Here is a 13,051-nt window from a genome sequence, read left to right on the forward strand (position 1 = left end):
GCTGAGGACCTGTGACAGAAATCAAAAATAATCGACAGCGCCTACTCTACCTAGACATAGACCAAATGTCATAGTCTTTTTTCTCTAAAAACAATGTCAAGAACCCTGCATCAGCGCTGGCGGTGCCCTTATTTGGCCGTCACGACCGCCATGATAAGCTTGCCGTCCACCTTCACCGGTCCGTCTTCCTTCGCCCCTAGGGTATATTCGAAGATGCCTGTCTTCATGCCGCCTTCTTCAGCGTGCAGCATCAACATCAGCATTTCGCCGGCTTTCACGGGCTCAGTCAGTATCGCACTGACATCAGTGTTTTCGCCTTGCTTCAAAGGTGCATAGGCGACCACAGGGCCCGGCTTCATGGCTTTATCGGTGCGATGGACGACCAGCCAACCGTTTTGCGCAGCCATCACGGTATCGGCCGTTACGGTTCCGCCAGACATGTCCTGGTCAGAACCGGTCACGGCCATGTTCGTATCATTGGCGGATGCGAAGGTGCCTGCAGCTGCCAGACCTGTTGAAAGGACAATTCGTACACATAGATTCTTCATGCTCAAACTCCGTAGCGTTCTTGAGGGAAAATACCCAACAGTACTGCCCGCAATACACGGGCCAGCAGCACTGAAACTGACCGGAGATGCTCTCTGACAGTTCAGACTGATCTGACGGGAGCTACGGAATTCATCAAATTAGGTTTCAGGTGATTCGAAATGAAAAAGTCAGCCTCTTATCGCCTGTGACACGTCTGTCATCACTTCGAACCCCGGAATCAGCAGACGACTGCACATTCGCAATACCGATGGAGTCCTCTATAGTTTAATAAATTCCTCCACGATCCACCCCGAAGTCGGTCATGAAAAAGTCCGCGGAACACTACATTAGCCTTCCTGTCGAACAGTTGGTCGTTGGCCTGTACGTCGATCTTGAGGTCGCCTGGAGTCAGCACCCATTCCTGTTCCGACGCTTCAAGATTAAGACGCTTGATGAGATTCATATTATCCAGAGTCTCGGCTTCTCAGTGGTAAAGGTCATCCCTGAACGCAGTAGCGCTGAGCCCAAAGCCGCCGCTCCGGAAAGCAGGCCTAAAGCAGCCAAATCTGAAACGAGCTCCACGATGTGGGCGAAAAAGAAACATCGCATCGAGCAGGCTGAACAGTTTCGAAATCGTCGAAGCGAATTGGCAGAGCGTTATAAAGAAGCTGTAAAGCGGGTAAAGACCTTCACCCAGGACGTGAACAGCGCCCCAGCGAACGCCATTCGAGATGCCGACGAGGTTATCGACAGCATGATCGGAGGCTTTCAGGAAGAAGGCACGCTTGTGATGAATCTCATCAATCTGTCGGATGCGAACTTCAGCCTGTATAACCATGCGTTGAACGTTACTGTGCTCGCGCTGTCATTAGGTCGCGCCGTGCATATGCAGCCGGAAGAATTAAGACAACTGGGGCTCGGCGCCCTGCTTCATGACATCGGCAAAGTGGATGTGCCGGGTCACATCCTTCACAAAAGAGGCAAGTTGACACCTAGCGAGGAGAAGATTCTCGAGTCTCATCCTTTGCTGGGCTCTCGGCTGGCACAGCGAATAAAACTGCTACCGAAGGTGACTGTAGCTGCGATAGAACAGCACCATGAAATGCTTGATGGGACCGGTTTTCCTGGCAGACTCAAGGACGACGATATCGGTCTGGCAGGTCGCATCGTGGCTATCGCCAATCTGTACGACGACCTGTGTAATCCATCTGATTTCTCCAAAGCGCTTTCGCCTAAAGCCGCACTCGCAATCCTGTATGCCAGATATCGAAACCGCCTCGATAATACGCTGGTCGAACGGTTCATCTACACCATGGGCGTATACCCGCCTGGAACCATCGTGCAGCTCAACGACGACAGTGTGGGGCTAGTCGTGGCTATCGTACCTGGAGCGCTCCTGAAGCCTACCGTGCTGCTGTACAATCCCGATATTCCCAGCAAGGATGCCTTGCTGCTCGATCTGCAGCTTTACAACGATCTGTCCATCGAAGGCATCCTCAAACCCGGCGAATACCCACCCCGCATTTACGAATATTTCGGAATGAAAGAACGTCTGGCGTACTTTTATGACCGGTATTGATTAAGATGGCACGCTGACCATTCAATTCCTGATGAGGTGCCTATGCGGGAGCTGCTATTTCACTTGCGCGGCGTACCTGACGACGAAGCTGACGACGTTCGTGAGCTGCTGAAAGAAGCCGGTATCGAGTTTTATGAGACAGAGGCCGGACGCTGGAATCTCTCGGTACCGGCATTATGGCTGCCGGATGGAAGTCAGCTAGCCGAGGCGAGAGCCTTGATTGATGCCTATCAGCACGAGCGCTATGAACGGGCCCAGGCTGATCCGCCACCCAGGAGCTGGTGGGCCAATCTGCTTGAGTCACCAGTGCGGGTCATTGTTTATTTGGGCGTGATCGGCGGCGTACTCTATTTATCGACGATGCCGTTTATGGGGATTGGTGAGTGAGCGGCGGTGGGTGGTCCACCGCCAGTATCGGTAACTTTAGCTATACTCCTGCAGATCCCCTCCCCTTCAGAGCACGAGAACGACTATGGCACCCTCTCACTTTTTCAATCGCGTTTCGGTGGGCCTGAAATTAGCTGGCGGTTTTATCGCTGTAGTCGTTCTTGCCATTGTCATTGCAGTGACTGCCGCTTTTGCTCTGAAAGGGTATGCCGACCGATCCCTGATAGTTGCGGACGCCAGCGCCGTAGAGGCGCGGCTTCTGGATGCCCGTATCGAAGAGAAGAACTTCACCATTCGCGGAGAGCAGCGTTACCTGGATGAGGCTCTCAAAATGACAGAAAAGGCGCTGTTGCGAGTGGCCTCCTTGAGAAAGGTTCTCGTCGTTCCGGAGGACCAGCAACGTCTGACGGTGATCAATGACAGCGTAGTGGCTTATCAGAAACTACTGCCCCGTTACGGCGCCAGCGAGAACGAGTCGTCCGCCACTCGCGAGACACTTGTAAATGAGCTGGTGGAGCATGGCCGGATTGCAGTTGAGACTGCTGCCGAATTGCAGAATATTCAGATTAAGCGAATGGAGCGGGACTACGGGCGCGCTGTCAACACTATTACCATTGCTGCAGTAACTGCCGTGGCGCTTGCTATTTTGTTGGGCTGGTTGCTCACTCGAAATGTTACGAGGCCTATCCAGGCAGCAGTAGATATTGCGGGCAAGGTTGCTGCCGGAAATCTGGCTATCACCATCCAGAATGACCGCGGTGACGAGTTCGGTAGACTCTTCAGTGCGTTCGACACCATGGTCCACAACCTACGTGGGCTGGTCGGGGAAATTGGAACCGGCGCGAACAGCCTGGCCGCATCGTCCGAAGAACTCTCTGCGGTAACAACAGATACCAGCGCTGCGGTGGCCAATCAGCGTGACAAAACGGATCAGGTGGCTACAGCAATGAATCAGATGGTAGCCACTGTCAGCGACATTGCTCGTAACGCAGAATCCGCCTTCGTATCTGCCAATAGCGCCACGACTACGGCATCGCAGGGCGACAAGGCAGTACGTGAGACCCTGAGCTACGTTACCGACCTCAAGAAACAGGTGGACGAGGTCATGAACCAGCTGCGCACCCTGCATGCCGACACCAAGAACATCGGTTCGATTCTGGAGGTGATCAAGTCAGTTGCTGCGCAGACAAATCTGCTGGCGCTCAATGCCGCTATCGAAGCCGCACGCGCCGGTGAACATGGCCGAGGCTTTGCAGTGGTAGCAGATGAAGTCCGCTCTCTTGCACTTCGGACTCAGACCTCGGCTGAAGAAATTGAAAATCTGATCAATATCCTGGTTACCAGCGCTGAAGCTTCCAATCTCAAGATGGAGCAAAGTACCAGTCTCGCCGGCCAGACGCTGGAAAGCGCCGAAGCCACCCGCGCTACGATAAAGGCGGTGGTATCTTCCGTGGAGGAGATTCGTCAGTACAACAGCCAGATCGCTACCGCTGCCGAAGAGCAGACTCTCGTCGCCGAAGACATCAACAAAAATCTTCTGGAGATCCGCGAGGAAGGTGAACAAACTGCCAGTTCTACTGAACAAATCTCCAGCTCTAGTTCTGAACTGGCGAGACTGGCGGAAGGCCTCAATGGACAGCTTGCGAAGTTTAAAGTTTAGGTCCACCAGGTTCGCAAGATTGCTCTCCCAGTGAATCGAGTAGCTTTTCTATTCGGCTCATCATTTGAGCCGAATATCGAGAACATTCGGCTCATAGGCAAAATAATCAGGCGCTCAGCCGTTGGACTGCGTAACGGCTGAGCTCTCCCCTGTCACATTGCCTTCTTCAGCTCGCCATAGTCGCCGTTAGTTCTTAGCACCAAGGTGACATCACCAGCGTTCCGGTTGCGGAAGAACCAACCATGATTGCCGGTGAAGGCCGCTGTTATTTCACCTTCGTCGGCTGCAACGCCGCGCCCTTTTTCGTAGGAGATCGACTGCCCGCTGCCATCACCGTGGGTGTCGTAGTTGAGTGGCCCACCCTCCGTTGTCCACGAATAGCGGGCTACGGCACCTTCTTCCATCGTGAGCTTGTATTCTGTGCCTTCACCTGGCGTGAGGACGACGCGAATCTCGTCTCGCCACTTGGGTTTTGCAGCTGGTGCCGGCTCTTCGGCGGCCAGCTCGGCCTGAGGCTCAGGCGCAACGGCAGTTTCAGCCACAGGCTCAGCTGGCTCGGCCACAGGCGCGGCAGGTTCAACTGAACCCGCTACAGCCGCCGATTCCGCCGGCTCAGCTTGCCGAGCCAACTCAGCCGCCTCCTCTTCATCGAGCTGGGCCTTGATTTCACCCATCTCCGTCAACCCGAGCATCCGGCCAAGGCCTGTCGGATCCAAAGCGTACTCGGCTGGCATGACCACGGTCACCAGCAGCACCGCTGCGACGACGGCTGCAATGATCGTTGAACGAATCAGTTTTCCAGAGCTGGGCAGCTCTTCGCGAGAAGGCATATCGTTGTTGTACATGTCTGGTCTCCAGAATTAAGCGATGAAGTAGCCGGTGAGCTGATAGCCGATGAGCAAAAAGCCTGCGCTCATCAGTGCAACATTGGCGGTGTAGGCATGGCGCAAAAAACCATCGGTCTTGCGCCAGAAGCTCATGACGATAAGGATCATGGCCAAGGCGATGAGCTGACCGATTTCCACGCCGACGTTGAAGGCGAGCAGGTTAGGCACCAGCCCGTCCGGTGAGATGTCGTACTCGATGATTTTCGATGACAGGCCGAAACCGTGGAAGAACCCGAAGATTAACACAGCGGCCTTGGTATTGGGCTGAAAGCCAAACCAGCGCTGATAGGCACCTAGGTTATCCAGCGCCTTGTACACAACCGACAAGCCGATGATGGCATCGATGATGTAGCTGTTGATGCCGATATTGAAGTACACCCCCAGCAGCATGGTTGTGGAATGCCCCAGCGCGAACAAGCTCACATAGATGGCGATGTGTTGCATACGGTAGAGGAAGAAGATCACACCCAGCAGGAACAGGAGATGATCGTAGCCGGTGACCATGTGCTTGGCCCCCAGATAGGTGAAGGCAACAAGGTTTACTCCAGTGATTTCCTGGATATAGCCCTTGTCGCCATGGGCCACAGCGTGGGCCAGCACTTCAGCGCTGATCCCTATCAGGCCTAGCGTCAGGAAAGCCAGTACAAGACGGTATCGCCCGGCAGCATTTCGCGCACGCCGAGACCCGTCGAACAAAGTCGATAACATAAAAACTCCAACAGTTTGGTTCAGAAAGCCGCGAGGCAGCGTCACTTCAAACAGTCAGAGTGGCTTTTGGGGGTCGTTCAAGACGATAACGAAAACGGCGGGGGGATTCTGCGGCGAAGGGGGTATGTTGCGGCGCAGAAGATGAGAGCCCGGTGAGGAGGTGGATGGTTAGATGGAACACTGATTCGTGGGTGTGATTGCCAGCATCATGATGGAGATGAGTATCTGACGGTTCGTCAGTGTCATCGTGACTGTGCGAGTGGTCATCATGATCAAGTGGTGCATCAGCCAGTTCGACGAGTCCGTGAGACGCGGCTTCACCGATCACCGAAAGCGACACGCCGGCTAACGCGAGCAGCATGACGAGCAGCGGAAGCAGCTTTTTTCGGTGTATGGCCGTAATCATCTCTATCGGCTTGGGCCCGGCTATCGAGTTTGAGTTGTGCCGGAGAATACCATCCCTCCCCGAGGATAGGAACCGCTGGCCTTTTGGCCGATCTGCCGCAATACGGCTTTCATTCAATGACTTAAGGTGAGCCATGCTTGATATCCTGAAACACCGTACCTACCGGCACCTGTTTCTCGCGCAGGTAGTCGCCCTGCTCGGCACTGGCCTGGCTACGGTGGCGCTGAGCCTTATGGCTTTCGAGCTCGCAGCTGACGATGCGGGCCAGGTGATGGGCACTGCCATGGCCATAAAGATGGTGGCCTACGTGCTAATTGCACCGCTGGCTTCCGCGCTGGCCGAGAACATTCCTCGTCGCGTGATGCTGGTGGCGCTGGATCTCGTACGCGCAGCCACGGCGCTTGCCCTGCCCTTCGTCACTGAAGTGTGGGAGGTATACGTGCTGATTGCTGTGCTGCAGTCTGCTTCTGCGGCCTTTACGCCGACCTTTCAGTCCACGATTCCGGATGCGTTGCCGAATGAGGACGACTACACCAAGGCCCTGTCACTGTCCCGTCTGGCGTACGACCTCGAGAATCTCATCAGTCCGGCGCTAGCGGCCCTGATCCTCCTGGCAACGAGCTGGCAAGGGCTTTTCGCCGGTACCGTCATCGGCTTCGTCGCATCGGCACTGCTCGTGGTGTCAGTCGCCATGCCTGTGGCTGAAAAGTCGACAGAACACCGGGGCGTCTATGATCGGGCACGGCGGGGGTTCAGGATTTTCGCAGCGACACCCCGCCTGCGTGGGCTCATGGCACTGAACCTGGTCGTGAGTCTGCCGGGCGCCATGGTCATCGTGAATACGGTGGTGCTGGTCCAGGGCGAGTTCGGCCTGACTGAACAGCACACGGCCATGGCCTTTGCCGCCTTTGGTACCGGCTCGATGCTTGCAGCGCTGGCCTTACCGCGCCTGCTCAAGCGTTGGCAGGACCGTCAGGTCATGCTGACCGGGGCGGGCATCCTGATTTCGGGGCTGGTGCTCGCCCTTCCGGTCGACAGTCTTGGCTGGCTTCTGCCGGTATGGGCCTGGCTGGGTGTCGGTTTTTCGACAGCGCAGACGCCAGTGGGTCGGCTGTTGACCCGGTCGTCTCATGGTGAAGACCGGCCGGCGCTGTTCGCCGCGCAATTTTCTCTGTCCCATGCGGGGTGGCTAGTGGCGTACCCGCTCGCTGGGTGGCTTGGATCGGTCGTCGGGATGCAGATCACATTGCTGGTGCTGGCGGGCCTCGCCTTGCTGGCACTCGTTCCAGCGTTCAAACTCTGGCCAGCTAATGACCCGTCGGAACTCCAGCACTGGCACGATGACCTTTCAGACGATCATCCGCATACCGCCATGTCTGGGCGCCGGCATGTGCATCCGTATGTGATCGACAGCCTGCATCCCAGATGGCCGGACTAGGCTTCAGGTCACCGAAAGCCGGAATCCGGTGTCCCGCCAAGCCAGGCCTGTGATGGTGAACTGACTCACCATGACCACCGCGAAGACCCACTCTATCGAATCCTCCAAACGGTCAAAATCGTCGCCCATTGCCATTTTCAGCACAGAGTTGCCTACACCACCCGCCAGTAGCAGCACTGAAAGGGTCATCTGCACGCGGGTCCATGGTGGCCTGCGGCTTGAATCGAGGCGCCACAGACGCTTCAGCATGAGTAGGTGGGCAAATGCCGTCAAACCGAAAAACAGTATGATGCCGATGCGTCGCTGTAGCTGATACAGCTCACCGATAGCACCAAGCATGGTGGTGTAGAGGATAAGCGCGACGGTCGCAATGAGCCCGAGCACACTGAGCGTGGATAGCAGGCCTGGTGCGCGGTTTTCAACGCGTCGCAACCAGCTTTCCAGTAGTAGCCAGTACAGAAACATTACGCCAGCCAGCGGCAGTAGCATGGCCTTGAAGGTGAAGAACGCTGGCGGCTTCCTACCAGCCGCACTGATGGAGCTACAGCTCTCCCAGAACACGACACACCATGGCACGTGGCCGTAAGCGGCTGACAGAAAATAGCTGATTAAGGCCGCGAGAAAGGTGCCGGTGCCAAGCAATACAGCCAATGGTGCCGGCTCGAAGATCGTATTGGTCCGCTGATGATCTGACATGAACCACCTCCGTACGTGGCACTTGGCTCGATAGCAGCGGTACGTCGTCTGCAGGTGGCAGGATCGCCTCACTCACCGGTTAGCGGGTGACACTTCCGCAGACTTGCGCTAGCTTGTCGGCTCAACCACGTAGAGGAAATCATGATGATCGGATATGTCACGCTTGGCGTCAGCAACATGGACAGGGCCAAGCAGTTCTACACCGACTTGTTTTCGGACCTGGGCGCGAAAGTACTGATCGATATGGGCCGGATTGCCTTCATTGGCAAAGGCGGTAAAACGCCAATGCTCGCTGTATGTGAGCCTTACGATGGCAAGCCCTGCACCACCGGCAACGGTGTCATGGTGGCGTTCGCGGCTGAGTCGAAAGAAGCCGTTGACGCTCAATATCATAAGGCGATCTCGCTCGGTGCCACTGATGAAGGTGAGCCGGGGCAGCGCATTGAGGACCGCTTCTACGGTGCATACGTGCGGGACATGGATGGCAACAAGATCGCGTTTTACTTTTTTGGCTGATGCTACTGGCGCGCTGGTCAAGCGCGCCTTCCCAAGCGTAGAACTGTTCTAGACAATCAAATGTTTCAAACTGGAGACAGAATGGCAACACCCGTGAGAGAACTCACCGCCACTCAAGCCACCGCTATGCTGGAAAACATCGATTCGCCACAACCTGGCGATCAGGTTGTGCCGCCGTTTGATGATGGTGCTTTCGTGAGCAACAAGAACTTCATGAGTGGCGCTTATTTCGAAGCGGCATTCCGGCGTATTCCCGGCGGCGAAGTCGAAGTGTTGCTACGCTTCTATGATTTCGATTTTGACGACGGTAGCTACGCGTTCAGAGTCGAGGACGCCATCAGCACGACCTGGGAGGACTGTCTCGCGCTGGTGCAGAGCCATTTGGCTGCACTGGCTGCCGGCAGCTGACGAAAGGCTGAAACAAGGTAGTGAAGCTGGACGGGTACTTCGAGGCGAATGCCTAAGGGACCGTCATTGGGCGGTCATTGAACCGCGTCTTGGCTGATCCAGCTCGTAATCTGCACTGCCGTCGGGCGCTCGTCTGATTTCGGGCTGGATATATCGGGAAAGAATCCTGTCATATTCACCGCTGTCCTTGATTCGCTGCAGCGTTAGCTTAAGCGTCTCCAAATAGTAGGTCAGCTCCGACTTCCGGGATATGGCGATATAGGAAATTTTTCCGGGAAAGGCAAAGGGTGAAACCTCCAGCTTCAGAGACAGCTCACCGATCAAGTGACTGGCCAGCGCTTCGGGAATGACAACCACATCAAGACGATCAAGCGCCAGCATCAGGAGTAAGGATTCGTAGTGGGTGTGATCATACTTTCGAAGGCTCTTATCCACGTCGAAACGGAGATCGTAGCGACTGCCCCTTTGCACCCCAATTAGCTTGTCCTTCAGGTCCTCGTAGCGATCAATCCTGTTTTCAGGCTGCGTGTACAAGAGGATTTTCGCTACCGCCGGGAAAGCCGGTACTGAGTAGTCGATGTACAGCTCTCTGTCGGGCCGGCGCATGGGTCCGAGCATGGCGTCAGAGGCTCCACTTTTCAGCATCTCTAGCGCCCTTGGAAATGGCACCTCAGTATAATCCGCTGTCCAGTCGACCTGCTTGAGCATGGCCTCGAAGATTTCGACATAGATGCCGGAGACTTCATCGCCATCGAAGATTCGATAAGGGGGCGCATCATCGATAGCGACTCGGACGATTCTGTTCTTTTCGGGCAGCTCCACCACGATACGATCAGACAAGGGCTCCTCAGAGTCTGGCACAGCCGCTGAGAGGCTAAGCGGAGGCATGAGCATGATTATCAGTGCCCAGCGGGTGCTGCGCAGGCGTCGAGTAAGACTTGAGCCTGTCATATGAGCCTCGATCTTATTGTAAGAAATTCCGGGCGACTCTTCATCATAGACCCATCCTTTCCGGGAGTCACTGCAGCGCAACGAGACCGCGCGGTAATTATCCACATTGCGCGGCTGTATATTTTCACCGACTTCGCACAGGTATAGCGCGACCATGAACGTGTCATCCGCTCTAACGAGGAACACACCATGTACACGCCCGTTTCGCTAAAGTCGCTATTGTTCAAATCCAGTTTGACTGCCCTGCTCGGGATCTCACTTCAAGCCTGCGTCGTGAGCCCTCATCATGGCGAACACGTCGGCAATACCAACAGTGTTATTCCATTTGAAATTTATGCGATATCGCCCGGTGCTGCGATCTCGGTGACCTGTTCACACCATTACGGGGGCGCAACACCGGTCACCACTGTCACCGGCGGCACTACACCCATAACACTCTCCGGCCAGGTCGTCTATGCGAAGAGTTTCAACAGGACGCTGCCCGCCAACTGCTGGGAGCCATGGCGCGGCAGTAATTTCAATTACATCACCTATCTGCAGGTCAAGGTCAACGACTACAACGCGGCGGTATACGACGAAGCGGGACTTGACTGCCTCTTCGGCAAGATCAGCGACGGGATTGGACCCATTACAGCAGGATCGGCCTGTCGGATGAGTGGGAATTCTATTTTGCTGTATGCGAACTGATAGACGGGGCTGATTCGAAGATCATCCGAGTCACCAACGTCCCGCAGAGCCCCCCAAGAACCTCGAGCTTCCTACAGCAAGATAGTCGGAGGCGCATTACGCCCCCCCATATGTCGTTAAGCTGCGAGGCTTCCTGGGGCGACATCAGACCAATATTATGCATATAATTCAAGGAGGTGGGCTTTATAAACCGGACTGGGTTTTAGGTAGCAGCGTAGTCAGGAGTCATTGAAGCCAGTGCTACGGACACACCTGGCCGAAAGGTGTGGATAACCTACCCAGGAGATTTGCAGGGATGAAGAGTCTTATCTTTGGTATTGCAGTGCTTATTGGTTTGTCAGGCTGCGCAAAAGACAAGGTGATCGAAGTCCATGAAGCCGTTGAGCCTGGCCAGCATGATACAGCGGCAGCGCTCCGGGATGGGCCTACTGTCCCTGAGGACATGCAGGCTTATTACTACAAAGGCATATTGTCGGAACAGGGCTACGGTTTGACGAGGGGCAATTTTCGCGAAGCGACATATTGGTACAGCAGCGCTGCGTATCAAGGACACGTGCCTGCCATGGTAGCTCTCTCGAGGGTACAGCTGCTGAACGGCTTCGTGGATGACGCTATCACATGGCTGGTGTTGGCCCCAAGAAATGCCAACCGTAAAGCATCGGACAAACTGCCAGTGACGAGCGGGCCTGTGCCGACTACGAAGGACTACTGGCTGACGGAGGGCGAAATTTCACATTTGAAAAAACTGCAGAATTCCGCGGAGAAACGAGCGATAGAGGGCACAGTGAGGTTGAAGCGCTAAAGATCGGACCTGTTTAGACTGAACGCAGTGCAGGCGAGGCCAGGTGCGCGACGACCTTCAGCACGCAGTTGCGTTGACTTGTCGGGAGTCATAGTCGCATTGCTTCGCCGGCCCCAGTTCTCTAGTATGGGTCTGGAAGATCTCATGTTTTACGGCCATATCGATCGCTCCTGATTCGGTATGAACGTAGTCAACGGGAGTATCATGTCGGACCGATGGCAAGCGACGATGACCAGTGCGCAGCAACTGCGCCAGCACCTGCACGCGAATCCAGAGCTCGGCTGGCAGGAGTTCGACACCGCCGAGCGTATCCGTAGCCAACTCACTCGTTTAGAAATTCCCTGGAAAGCCTGTGCCTCGACTGGCACCATCGCTTCGCTCACGCCCAGAACAATCAGCGACGGTACGCCTCATAGAGCGCTACGCGGTGACATCGACGCGCTCCCCATCCAGGAAGCAACCACCCGACCGTGGGCCTCGCAACGCGACGGCTGCATGCACGCCTGTGGTCATGACGGGCATACCGCCACGCTGATGGCGACTGCCGAGTGGCTCAAGCTGCATGAAGACCAGCTTCCGGGACCTGTATCGCTCCTGTTCCAGCCGGCGGAGGAAGGCGGCCACGGGGCACTCAGAATGATAGAAGACGGTGCGCTCGACGGCGTTGATGAGATCTACGGCTGGCACAACTGGCCCGCCATTCCCTTCGGGCAGCTCGCATGCCCTGACGGTATCGTCATGTGCGGCAACGGCACCTTCACACTCACTGTCACCGGCCGTGGCGGCCACGCCAGCCAGCCAGAGCTGACCCGGGATCCAGTTCTCGCCGCCAGTGCCATCGTGATGTCGCTGCAACAGATCTGCAGTCGAAGACTCGCCCCGCAGCAGGCAGCCGTGGTCAGTGTCACCTCCATCGATGCACGAAGTGCACCGACCGTGACCCCTGAAAAGGCAGTGATCGGCGGCAGCATCCGTGTCCCCGATCTTGCCACCCGAATAATCGTAAATCAGTTGATCTCGGAAATCTGTCAGGCGACTGCGGCCAGCTACGGGGTGAAGTGTGAGGTGGATATCCAGCCCCGTTACGAAGCCACGATCAATCATGCTGACCAGGCCGCCCGGACACGAACGCTCTGGGGCAGCGTATCTGGTGCGAAGGGACTGGCAGACATCCGCTTGCCAATCATGGCCTCCGAAGATTTCAGTTATTACCTGCAGCACATCCCGGGCGCCTTTGCACTCATCGGTGCAGATGACGGCGAAGCCCATCAAGCCCCCTGCCATAGTGCGCACTACGACTTCAACGATCGACTGATTCCGCTCGTCACCCGTCTCTTCAGCCAACTCGTCGGCGTGGAGGTGTCGACAGAATAACGCCATCCCTTCTTAAGTGCCCAG

Annotated in this window: 15 protein-coding genes; 9 read left to right on the plus strand and 6 right to left on the minus strand. The window is 55.9% G+C overall.

Annotated features, from left to right (window positions below):
• Positions 1–128 precede the first annotated feature (128 nt).
• Positions 129–548, minus strand: coding sequence for a hypothetical protein (locus ACH3PB_RS13190; protein WP_416395570.1), 420 nt, complete (start codon positions 546–548; stop codon positions 129–131).
• A gap of 302 nt (positions 549–850) precedes the next feature.
• Here ACH3PB_RS13190 and ACH3PB_RS13195 point away from each other — a divergent pair, with 302 nt between their 5' ends.
• The 3 genes from ACH3PB_RS13195 to ACH3PB_RS13205 all read left to right on the plus strand — a co-directional run bounded on the left by ACH3PB_RS13195 (position 851) and on the right by ACH3PB_RS13205 (position 4,154).
• Complete coding sequence (locus ACH3PB_RS13195) at positions 851–2,107, plus strand: HD-GYP domain-containing protein (protein WP_416395572.1); 1,257 nt, start codon at positions 851–853, stop codon at positions 2,105–2,107.
• 42 nt (positions 2,108–2,149) lie between these two features.
• Positions 2,150–2,494, plus strand: coding sequence for a DUF6164 family protein (locus ACH3PB_RS13200; protein WP_416395573.1), 345 nt, complete (start codon positions 2,150–2,152; stop codon positions 2,492–2,494).
• A gap of 85 nt (positions 2,495–2,579) precedes the next feature.
• Positions 2,580–4,154 (plus strand): methyl-accepting chemotaxis protein, encoded by a 1,575-nt coding sequence (locus ACH3PB_RS13205; RefSeq protein ID WP_416395575.1) that lies wholly within the window; start codon positions 2,580–2,582, stop codon positions 4,152–4,154.
• A 152-nt stretch (positions 4,155–4,306) separates the two neighbouring features.
• Here the strand turns inward: ACH3PB_RS13205 and ACH3PB_RS13210 are convergent, their stop codons facing one another.
• From ACH3PB_RS13210 to ACH3PB_RS13220, 3 genes are read right to left on the minus strand one after another with little or no spacing between them, the layout of a single operon-like run.
• Positions 4,307–4,999: a hypothetical protein gene (locus ACH3PB_RS13210; protein WP_416395577.1), complete on the minus strand. Its 693-nt coding sequence runs from the start codon at positions 4,997–4,999 to the stop codon at positions 4,307–4,309.
• A gap of 15 nt (positions 5,000–5,014) precedes the next feature.
• Positions 5,015–5,749, minus strand: coding sequence for a HupE/UreJ family protein (locus ACH3PB_RS13215; protein ID WP_416395579.1), 735 nt, complete (start codon positions 5,747–5,749; stop codon positions 5,015–5,017).
• A gap of 46 nt (positions 5,750–5,795) precedes the next feature.
• On the minus strand, positions 5,796–6,290 hold the full coding sequence (locus ACH3PB_RS13220; protein WP_416395581.1) for a hypothetical protein: 495 nt from the start codon (positions 6,288–6,290) through the stop codon (positions 5,796–5,798).
• Here ACH3PB_RS13220 and ACH3PB_RS13225 point away from each other — a divergent pair.
• On the plus strand, positions 6,289–7,593 hold the full coding sequence (locus ACH3PB_RS13225; RefSeq protein WP_416395583.1) for an MFS transporter: 1,305 nt from the start codon (positions 6,289–6,291) through the stop codon (positions 7,591–7,593). The two genes, ACH3PB_RS13220 and ACH3PB_RS13225, sit on opposite strands and share 2 nt — an antisense overlap.
• 3 nt (positions 7,594–7,596) lie before the next feature.
• Here ACH3PB_RS13225 and ACH3PB_RS13230 read toward each other — a convergent pair whose 3' ends face one another.
• On the minus strand, positions 7,597–8,289 hold the full coding sequence (locus ACH3PB_RS13230; protein WP_416395585.1) for a hypothetical protein: 693 nt from the start codon (positions 8,287–8,289) through the stop codon (positions 7,597–7,599).
• A 141-nt stretch (positions 8,290–8,430) separates the two neighbouring features.
• Between ACH3PB_RS13230 and ACH3PB_RS13235 the strand changes: the two genes are divergently transcribed.
• Positions 8,431–8,805, plus strand: a complete 375-nt coding sequence (locus ACH3PB_RS13235; protein ID WP_416395587.1) for a VOC family protein — start codon at positions 8,431–8,433, stop codon at positions 8,803–8,805.
• 81 nt (positions 8,806–8,886) lie between these two features.
• On the plus strand, positions 8,887–9,213 hold the full coding sequence (locus ACH3PB_RS13240; RefSeq protein WP_416395589.1) for a hypothetical protein: 327 nt from the start codon (positions 8,887–8,889) through the stop codon (positions 9,211–9,213).
• A 63-nt stretch (positions 9,214–9,276) separates the two neighbouring features.
• Here ACH3PB_RS13240 and ACH3PB_RS13245 read toward each other — a convergent pair whose 3' ends face one another.
• The gene (locus ACH3PB_RS13245; protein ID WP_416395591.1) at positions 9,277–10,164 is read right to left on the minus strand and encodes a substrate-binding periplasmic protein; all 888 of its coding nucleotides are present in this window, start codon (positions 10,162–10,164) and stop codon (positions 9,277–9,279) included.
• Positions 10,165–10,353: 189 nt separating this feature from the next.
• On the opposite strand from ACH3PB_RS13245, the gene ACH3PB_RS13250 reads away from it, so the two are divergent.
• The 3 genes from ACH3PB_RS13250 (at position 10,354) to doeB2 (ending at position 13,027) form a co-directional block, all read left to right on the plus strand.
• Complete coding sequence (locus ACH3PB_RS13250) at positions 10,354–10,851, plus strand: hypothetical protein (protein WP_416395593.1); 498 nt, start codon at positions 10,354–10,356, stop codon at positions 10,849–10,851.
• A gap of 295 nt (positions 10,852–11,146) precedes the next feature.
• Positions 11,147–11,653, plus strand: a complete 507-nt coding sequence (locus ACH3PB_RS13255; RefSeq protein ID WP_416395594.1) for a hypothetical protein — start codon at positions 11,147–11,149, stop codon at positions 11,651–11,653.
• 204 nt (positions 11,654–11,857) lie between these two features.
• Positions 11,858–13,027, plus strand: a complete 1,170-nt coding sequence (doeB2, locus tag ACH3PB_RS13260; protein WP_416395596.1) for a N(2)-acetyl-L-2,4-diaminobutanoate deacetylase DoeB2 — start codon at positions 11,858–11,860, stop codon at positions 13,025–13,027.
• The last annotated feature ends 24 nt before the right edge of the window (positions 13,028–13,051 follow it).

This window comes from Allohahella sp. A8 (assembly GCF_047946665.1).
In the GTDB taxonomy this organism is placed as follows: Bacteria; Pseudomonadota; Gammaproteobacteria; order Pseudomonadales; family Oleiphilaceae; genus Allohahella.

Bases quoted from the DNA above. Each gene is read 5' to 3' on its own strand.
- ACH3PB_RS13220 (WP_416395581.1), bottom strand. From the start codon at position 6,290: ATGGCTCACCTTAAGTCATTGAATGAAAGCCGTATTGCGGCAGATCGG.
- ACH3PB_RS13255 (WP_416395594.1), top strand. From the start codon at position 11,147: ATGAAGAGTCTTATCTTTGGTATTGCAGTGCTTATTGGTTTGTCAGGC.
- ACH3PB_RS13210 (WP_416395577.1), bottom strand. From the start codon at position 4,999: ATGTACAACAACGATATGCCTTCTCGCGAAGAGCTGCCCAGCTCTGGA.
- ACH3PB_RS13235 (WP_416395587.1), top strand. From the start codon at position 8,431: ATGATGATCGGATATGTCACGCTTGGCGTCAGCAACATGGACAGGGCC.
- ACH3PB_RS13225 (WP_416395583.1), top strand. From the start codon at position 6,289: ATGCTTGATATCCTGAAACACCGTACCTACCGGCACCTGTTTCTCGCG.
- ACH3PB_RS13205 (WP_416395575.1), top strand. From the start codon at position 2,580: ATGGCACCCTCTCACTTTTTCAATCGCGTTTCGGTGGGCCTGAAATTA.
- ACH3PB_RS13195 (WP_416395572.1), top strand. From the start codon at position 851: ATGAAAAAGTCCGCGGAACACTACATTAGCCTTCCTGTCGAACAGTTG.
- ACH3PB_RS13240 (WP_416395589.1), top strand. From the start codon at position 8,887: ATGGCAACACCCGTGAGAGAACTCACCGCCACTCAAGCCACCGCTATG.
- ACH3PB_RS13245 (WP_416395591.1), bottom strand. From the start codon at position 10,164: ATGACAGGCTCAAGTCTTACTCGACGCCTGCGCAGCACCCGCTGGGCA.
- ACH3PB_RS13215 (WP_416395579.1), bottom strand. From the start codon at position 5,749: ATGTTATCGACTTTGTTCGACGGGTCTCGGCGTGCGCGAAATGCTGCC.
- ACH3PB_RS13200 (WP_416395573.1), top strand. From the start codon at position 2,150: ATGCGGGAGCTGCTATTTCACTTGCGCGGCGTACCTGACGACGAAGCT.
- doeB2 (WP_416395596.1), top strand. From the start codon at position 11,858: ATGTCGGACCGATGGCAAGCGACGATGACCAGTGCGCAGCAACTGCGC.
- ACH3PB_RS13190 (WP_416395570.1), bottom strand. From the start codon at position 548: ATGAAGAATCTATGTGTACGAATTGTCCTTTCAACAGGTCTGGCAGCT.
- ACH3PB_RS13230 (WP_416395585.1), bottom strand. From the start codon at position 8,289: ATGTCAGATCATCAGCGGACCAATACGATCTTCGAGCCGGCACCATTG.
- ACH3PB_RS13250 (WP_416395593.1), top strand. From the start codon at position 10,354: ATGTACACGCCCGTTTCGCTAAAGTCGCTATTGTTCAAATCCAGTTTG.